This is a genomic window from Halostagnicola sp. A56, from assembly GCF_000691505.1.
GTDB lineage: Archaea > Halobacteriota > Halobacteria > Halobacteriales > Natrialbaceae > Halostagnicola.
This window is the reverse complement of record NZ_JMIP02000021.1, coordinates 104,876-112,655: the sequence shown is the minus strand read 5'-3', so window position 1 is coordinate 112,655 and position 7,780 is coordinate 104,876. Positions and strand designations below refer to the sequence as shown.

Here is a 7,780-nt window from a genome sequence, read left to right as displayed (position 1 = left end):
CAAGCGATATCGAAGGGATGTACGATAATTGCGTTCGAGAATCTGACCGACATTCGGGATCGTATCCCAAAGGCTCGACGGTTCCACGAGTGGGCATTCCGTCAATTGGTCAGATATGTCTCGTATAAGGCCGAGGAACGCGGTCTCAGCGTTGAGCAGGTGAATCCGAAGAACACGTCTCGGCGGTGTTCATCTTGCGGCTTCACTGACGAGTCAAACCGCCCATCGCAGGACACCTTTCGCTGTCAGTCCTGTGGATACGAGAACCACGCAGACTACAACGCAGCGAAGAACGTCGGCTACAGACTCCTTTGCAACCAAACCGGAGGCGAAGGAGGCGTACCCGTAGGTGTGCGCTTGAACAGCGGGATGTTGAACGCGAACGGCTTACAGTCCGTACCAGATTGGTTAGAGCGGGAGTCCACGCTGAAAGCCAACTGAGTTAATCATTGGCTGACCTACCGCTCATCACCGCCTCGATGTCCTCGTCGTCGCGAACGCGGAGCGGAACGTACGCTGCGTCGTCCTGGTGAACCTCGTCGACGAATTCGCGCTTGCGGTGATGTCGGACATCGCACGCTCGACTGTAGTCACAGTATCGGCAGTTCGCTCCGCGGGCCGACAGAAGCGTCGTGTGGAACCGTCCGTTTCCGATCGCCTCGTCGATCTGGCCCAACCACTCCGGAACGACATCGTTCAGGAACCGGCGGAGTTCGACCTCGGAATCGAACTTCGACTCGACACCGCGTGGGACCTTGAGGTCGTTGGGCGGTCGCACCTGATAGTACGTCGCCGAAAGCGAACCCTGTTCGAACAGGTCACCGTCGACGACCTCGGCGGCAGCGAGCAGATAGATGGGGAGCTGGAACTTCGTGCCGCCGGTCGTCTTCGTCATATACGGTGCTCGACCAGTCTTGTAGTCGTAGAGCGTGAGCGTCGGTTGTTCGCCATCCCGACCCACGTCAATGCGGTCGATGTATCCGCGAATCGAGACAGTCGAACCGTCCGGTCGCTCAACTGTGAACGGCCCAGCATCCGAGTCGGGAAGCCCCTCGCCGAACGGAGCCTCGAACAGATGTGGGCGGCCGGCGCCGTCACGCGAAAGTTCGTTGTCAAGGAACGTAGCGAACAACCCCTGTTCCGGTGCGTCGTGGGGTTTACTCCCAGCCTCGTACGGAGCGCTCACGCCGTCACCCAGACCCGCGAACAGCTCCGCCTTCCACCGTTCGTAGAACAGGCCGTCGTACTCGAAGTCAGCATCCCGAAGTTCATCGACAGCGATCTCACGAAGGTGCGTCGCCAGGTCGTCCCGGTCGAAGTTTGTGAGATCGACAGCATCCTCGGTCTCGTCCTGCAGATCCGCGAAAAAACGTTCGAGGACGTCGTGAACGTACGACCCGGTTTCGAGGGGGGTGGGGACGACTTCGACATCATCGGGATCATCGATTCCGAGCACTTCGTCAGCGTAGAACTTGAACCCACACTCGACGTATCGCTCGATTCGACTCGCGCTGTAGGGTTCTCGTTCCGACGGAGGGTATACCTCATCGACTGTCTCGGGTTCTAACACGCCGTCGTGTTCGGAGAGGCCAGCCGTTCCCCTGTTGTCCGCACAGTGGAGTCCCCGATCCGTGCGCTTGGTCTGCTCGGGAGAGATATCACCGCGGTCACCGGCGCGGCTGACTGCCGCACGACGGTCGGCCGTTGCAGCGACGTGCCGCTGGAGGTCTTCGCGGGAGCCCACGCGGTCGTCGACGCCATCTTCGGGTTCGATGCCGGTCACGCGCTGGAGTTCATCGAGGGCCGGCGACCGGACAACGGCGGACTCGTCGTCGCCCGTCTCTGGTGTAGTGATCGTGAGTTCGTCGACGTTCGCAAGGAGCGTCGCGAAGAGATAGCGGCCACGGAGGCGCTCGTCGCCGGTGTCGAATCGTGGGTGGGCGTCGGTCATCTCCTCGAAGAAGGCCGGGCGTTCCGGCGTCACGGGGAAGTGCTCGCTCGTCAGGCCCACGAGAAACACCTTCTCGAACGAGCGCATCCGGGCGTCGAGCAGCCCCATCACCTCAATGTGGCCGCCAGCAGCGCGCTGTGGAACCCGGATGGGCACGCCATCGAACGCACGGGTGAACAGTGCCAACGGGGAGAGATCGCTATTGACCGCCGCCAGTGACTCGAAAGAGGAGAGGACCTCGTCTACGAGGTCGTAGGCTCGCTGTTCGACGGCTTGCTCGGCGCCGCTGGCGTAATCCTCTGTCGCCGCCTCTAGGTCGAACCGGTCGTTCAACAGCCGACGGAAAGTCTCGGTTGCGTCCTCAATGTCCTCCGTTCGAAGCGTCTCTAGAGTGGCCAACAGCTCCTCAATCAGTGCCGCCGCCTGGTCGTCGACATCATCAAGCAGGAGTGACACAGAAACCGTGTCGCGCCGGCGAGCAGCTGCCGTGACGGCGTTAACTTGGTCGGTGTCGACGACGTTGACCAATGGATTCGCTAACAGGGACGTGAGGTCCTCCGCCCGCGGATCCGGTTCGGCGAGGTTCAAGAGGTCGTGTACAACGCTCCCGGTGAACGTCCGGTTCAGCTGTGAGGCGGCAGTCGTGACGTGCGGGATGTCGAACGTATCGAACGTGTCCTCGACATACCCCGAATAGGCCTCGGTCCCGGGGACGACGACGGCCAGGTCATCGGGATCGCGACCATTGGCCAACTCAGTCCGGAGCTCGCGAGCGACGAAACGAATCTCGCGCTCGGGCGTCGGGAGTTCACGCCATCTCAGGGTGTCTGGGGTAGGGACAGTGTCCGGGTCCGGGCGGTAGAGCGACTCGGTGATCGTTCCAAAGACCCGCCCTGACTCGTCGACGGGCTCGAGTTCTACTGTCTCAAAGTCAAGTGCTTCGTAGATCTCCAAGGCGTCCTCCGCAACAGCGTCGACTCCGCTCCGGCCATCCTGGTGGAGCGGCAGCAGTGCGATCATCGGAAGTTCGTCGACGAGGCGTTCGATGAGGCGGCGTTCGACAGGACGGAACTCGTGATATCCGGAGAGAATGACGACATCCAGTTCTGGGGAGAACTCCGATAGTGACTGCTCCGCCGTCGCGACGGCGTCGAACATTTCTCCCCGGGTACAGACCCACTCGTCGACGTAGTCGCCGTGGAGATCCCGGTAGTATCGGTACGCGTCGACAGTGGCTTTCGCGATACGGTCATCAAGGTCTGAGCCCTCGAACTCCGCTACGAGCGCGTCAGCGGTCCCGACGCCGGCGTCGTCAAAGAGCGAGAAACGGCTACTGAACGAATCAGCGAGAGCGGCAGAGGCCGGTTCGCCGGCGAGAGCGCCATCTGTTTCGGCTGTTGTTCTGTCAAGCGCGTACTCCGCCAGCCGGCGGTTCAACTGCCCGGAGAGTGGTTGAACTGGGCTCTGGAGGTCCTCGTACCAGTCACGAACGACCGCATCGAGCGTCTCGGCACGAAGACGGAGAGGTTCGTGGGACGCGGCCCAGCCGTCCTCGACCATACTCCGGCGAGCGTCGTTCCGCGTTATGTAAAGAATACTCCCCAGCGAATCGGTGGCTATGTCATCAGCCCGCTGAAATGCCCGTTGTTCCAATCGGGCGTGTTTCGGGCCAGTGAGAAGCGTTGAATCCATTGAACACTCCCTACCAAGATATCGGCCACACTTCACTCTTGGCGAGACTGACAGCTTAGGGTGGCTTATCGAGAGCGGCCAAATAAATCAGAGAGGAATGTGAACTCAGTCGACAGTCACTAGCACCCGGACATCTGTGTCCGAGTGTCGTTCACGCTGAGTTCGAGCACCCCGTTCTTGTAGGAAAGCTTCAATCTCATCGGCCAGCGTATCGGCGTCCTCTCTACCGACGTGTACGATCAGCGTGGGTCGGTCTTGATCGTTGTTGTCAATGACAAGCGATACGTCTTTGAATTCGTCCGGCTGCCTGTGCGCCTCGAATTCCTCAGCGACCTGATTCGCTAGATCATCGAGCTTATTCACTGGATTGGCTGTCATAAGAGGTGTCCAACCTCAGAGAACCCCTTTGTGGTGACGCATCAGAACGTTCGAATCCTAGGGCCTAAACGCGGTCACAATATATAATTGTAGTTGGGTAAAATACCAAGGTTAATGCCAAGTTTTGTTCTCGATTTAGAGACTCTTTCCGAAAACGATTCGCCAGAACTGGGAGAGGTGGTAACGGATGTTCAGGTTCAATCTGGATTCATAGAGGAGTTGAAGAGAACCTTCACAGATTCTGGTGTATCGCTCGCTTCCGCTCGAGGTTCCAGAGAATGTATAAGATGAATCGAGTAAAATAATCTAGAGAGCATAAAGAAGGATGTACATTATTTATTTACTGTATGAGTGGGTTGCAGAAATATTATTACAGATGCGAAGTAATTCTTCATCGTATGTTTGGAAACGACAGTCGCGGTATTGACCGGCGATCCGTGTTGAAATCGACCGCTGCACTCCTCGCAGGAACTGCCTTTGCGTCTGTCTCCGCCCAGGCCTATCACTATGATGCGAAGATCCACTACGAGCCCGAACTGGACGAGGAGAACCTCATGGAACTGTCCGTTCACGGGTACGAGGTTTTCGACGAGGGGGTCAGATTCGACCTTGGGGAATACGACGGGTATATCAGCCTATTCGACGACGACCTCGCCCGCGTTTCGATCCTCGAGGAAGACGACGAGGTGTACGAGTCCCGCGGGATTGCTAACGGCCGCAAAGAGTGGGATACACCAACCTTTAGCGTCGACGAGACCGAGAATACCATTGCGATCGATACAGAAACGATCACCGTCCAAGTCCAGAAGGATCTCTTCGGTGTGAAGTTTCTCGACGAGAAGGGCACCGTCGTCAACGAAGACTACCTCGACGAAGGAACGGCTGGCTACGAAGGGGACAAACCCTACGCGTACAAGAAAACCGATGCGAACGAGTCCTTCTACGGCTTCGGCGAACAACCCGAGCTCACCCTCGACCAGCGCGGTAAGAAAATCGAGAACTGGAACACCGATCAGTACGGCTACGGAGACACGAACGACTACGTCTACACGTCTGTTCCCTTCTTCGTTGGGCTAACGGACGCGGGTGCGTACGGCCTCTTCTTCGATAATCCAGCCCACTCGGTCTTCCACATGGCCGACGACCCGAACGCCTCCGGGGAGAGTTACGACTCACGGGCGGAAGAAGACTACTACTACTTCCTGGCTGATGGCGGCCAACTGACCTACTACTTCGCGTACGGCCCCGAGATCAGTGACGTGCTCGAGCGGTATACGGACCTCACGGGGACGATCCCGCTCCCACCCAAGTGGGCTATCGCGTATCATCAGAGCAAGTGGGAGTACAGTCCAGCGGAGCTTGCCGAGGTGCCCCAGCGGTATCGCGAGGAGGAAATCCCGCTGGATGCGATGCACTTCGACATCGGGTACATGGACGACTATCGCGTGTTCACCATCCAGGAGCCACACCGAGAGGCACTCGCCACGCTCAACGAAGAAGTGCCCGAACTCAAGACGGTCGTGGTCAACGACCCCGGCGTCGCGGTCGACGTAGCGGCCGACGTTGATGGCGACGACGAAGATGAACCCTATAGACCCTATCTCGAGGGGACCGTATACGGGTATTGGACCAGAAACGCCAGCGGGGATACGTTCTACGGACCGGTCTGGCCAACCCAGGACGTCGCCGACGATCCCACGGACGCGGTGTGGCCGGACTTCTCACGAGCCGAGGTTCGCGAGTGGTGGGCCGAACAGCACGACGTATTCTTCGACGCTGGCTTTGACGGGATCAAAAACGACATGGGCGAACCCGCGGTCTTCCAGAAGAACGACAAGTACGACTGGACGATGCCGGCGGACAATATCCATGGCACGGGCGCAGAGACGATGCTCCACGAGGAATATCACAACATGTACGGGTTCGACTACGCCCGTGCATCCCGCAAGGCGTACGATCTCTACAAGCCCGACCAACGGCCGTTCTTACTCAATCGTAATCTGTACGCGGGTGGGCAGCGATTCGCGGCGATCTGGACCGGCGACAACGTCAGCGAGTGGATGCATCTACGGATGTCGATCCCGATGCAACTGAATCTTGGACTGTCTGGAATGGCGTTTTGCGGCCACGATGTCGGCGGCTTCGCCAACCGACCCACGCCGGAGCTGTTCAAGCGGTGGATGGAACTTGGCGCGTTCATCCCGTACTTCCGGAACCACACCGACACGCACCGAAAGTCCGACCAGGAGGTCGACGTTCGTAACCAGCATCCCTGGACGTTCGGCGAGGAGGCCGTCGAGATCAGCAGGAAGTACATCGAACTGCGCTACCGACTGATGCCGTACCTCTACAACGAATTCGAAGAGTCCGCCGAAACCGGCAAGCCGATCCAGCAGCCGCTCGTCTACCACTTCCAGAACGATCCGGACACCCGTGATATCACCGACCAGTTCATGTTCGGTGATAACATGATGATAGCGCCGGTCGTCGAACAGGGCGCGACTTCGCGCGAGGTGTACCTACCCGAGAGCGAGACCTGGGTCGACTTCTGGACTAACGACGTCTACGACGGCGGCCAAACGATCACCGTTGATGCGCCGATCGATCACCTGCCGATATTCGTGCGGAAGAACTCGATCGTTCCGATGCGCGAGGTCCAGCAGTACACCGGTGAGAAGCCACTGACGACACTCGAGCTCCGTACGTACCTCGATGAAGAAGCCACCTACACTTTCTACGAGGACGACGGCGAGACCCGGGCCTTCGAAGATGGGGAGTACAACGTCACTCACTTCTCTGTCTCGAAGAACAACGGTGGTGTTGTCACTTTTGAACGCGAACTCGAGGTGCAGAACTACGACGACTCTGAGCTCTCGTCGTACCTGCTAACCCTCGACCTCTCAACAGCCCCGCGGAAAGTTCAGGCCGGCCCGACGAAGTACGAGGAGGTCAACGCCGACGACGTCGCGGACGTCCCTGAATCGTTCGCCTATGATACTGAGACAGACGCGGTGCTAGTCCACGTCCCCGTCGACGAAGACCAGGACGTCAAACTGTTCTTCAACGGCGGTTCCAACCCTGGGCGCGGTCGGTAAGCAAACTCCGCGAGAATTCGGTCTCAATATTTCGTGTGATGCTTGTCGAAAGTGGAGGCGAGATAGACCAGCGCTTGAGTACCCACTGTTCGAGCGCACTCCCGAGTACTCATCAGCGAGTGAAAGTCATGGATAGAGATATATAGATCGGGAGTTTCACCCCCGTCTCGAGCCCGAATTTCGCCGAATCGGCCCCGAATTCGAACCCGTTCGCTTCGACTCGAGAATAGTTCCCAAACCCCGTGACGGAGCCCCGATGGACGGCCGGCAGCGCCGATGGCGGTTCCACCCGAAACGGACGATCGGAGGAAACGCCTCGAGCGGCGTTCGGGGGCCTCGAACGGGGCTCGAGTAGAGTTCGGCCGACCGCCAGTAGCGTTTCGGGGATCTCGAGCGGGCTCGCACGAACCTCGAGCGGAACTCGCGACTGGTTCCAGATAGTCGGCTTCGCGTGTGCGCGTAGATTAAATTAAGTCAGGTAGTGCTAGTCCACACCGGAGCTGGCGTCCAAAAGTTAGTACCACCGGCCGTTATTTTCACCTCAAAGCAGTAATTATATGACACTACAGTACATCGACCCAAATGGAAGTCATGGACTCCGCGCACGGGGGCATATTGAATTTGAAATGCCCCGGGTGGTCAGAGCACCCGAGACGTGGCTTCC

3 protein-coding genes and 1 pseudogene are annotated in these 7,780 nt (G+C 58.5%); 2 read left to right on the top strand and 2 right to left on the bottom strand.

Going from position 1 to position 7,780, the window contains the following annotated elements; translation table 11 throughout:
- Positions 1–446: pseudogene (locus EL22_RS16165) on the top strand (RNA-guided endonuclease InsQ/TnpB family protein); the annotation flags it as partial.
- Here EL22_RS16165 and EL22_RS12910 read toward each other — a convergent pair.
- On the bottom strand, positions 443–3,511 hold the full coding sequence (locus EL22_RS12910; RefSeq protein WP_050051885.1) for a PD-(D/E)XK nuclease family protein: 3,069 nt from the start codon (positions 3,509–3,511) through the stop codon (positions 443–445). The pseudogene EL22_RS16165 and the gene EL22_RS12910 sit on opposite strands and share 4 nt — an antisense overlap.
- A 237-nt stretch (positions 3,512–3,748) precedes the next feature.
- Positions 3,749–4,021 (bottom strand): hypothetical protein, encoded by a 273-nt coding sequence (locus EL22_RS12905; RefSeq protein WP_050051884.1) that lies wholly within the window; start codon positions 4,019–4,021, stop codon positions 3,749–3,751.
- 398 nt (positions 4,022–4,419) lie between these two features.
- Between EL22_RS12905 and EL22_RS12900 the strand changes: the two genes are divergently transcribed.
- On the top strand, positions 4,420–7,116 hold the full coding sequence (locus EL22_RS12900; RefSeq protein ID WP_050051883.1) for a TIM-barrel domain-containing protein: 2,697 nt from the start codon (positions 4,420–4,422) through the stop codon (positions 7,114–7,116).
- Positions 7,117–7,780 lie beyond the last annotated feature (664 nt).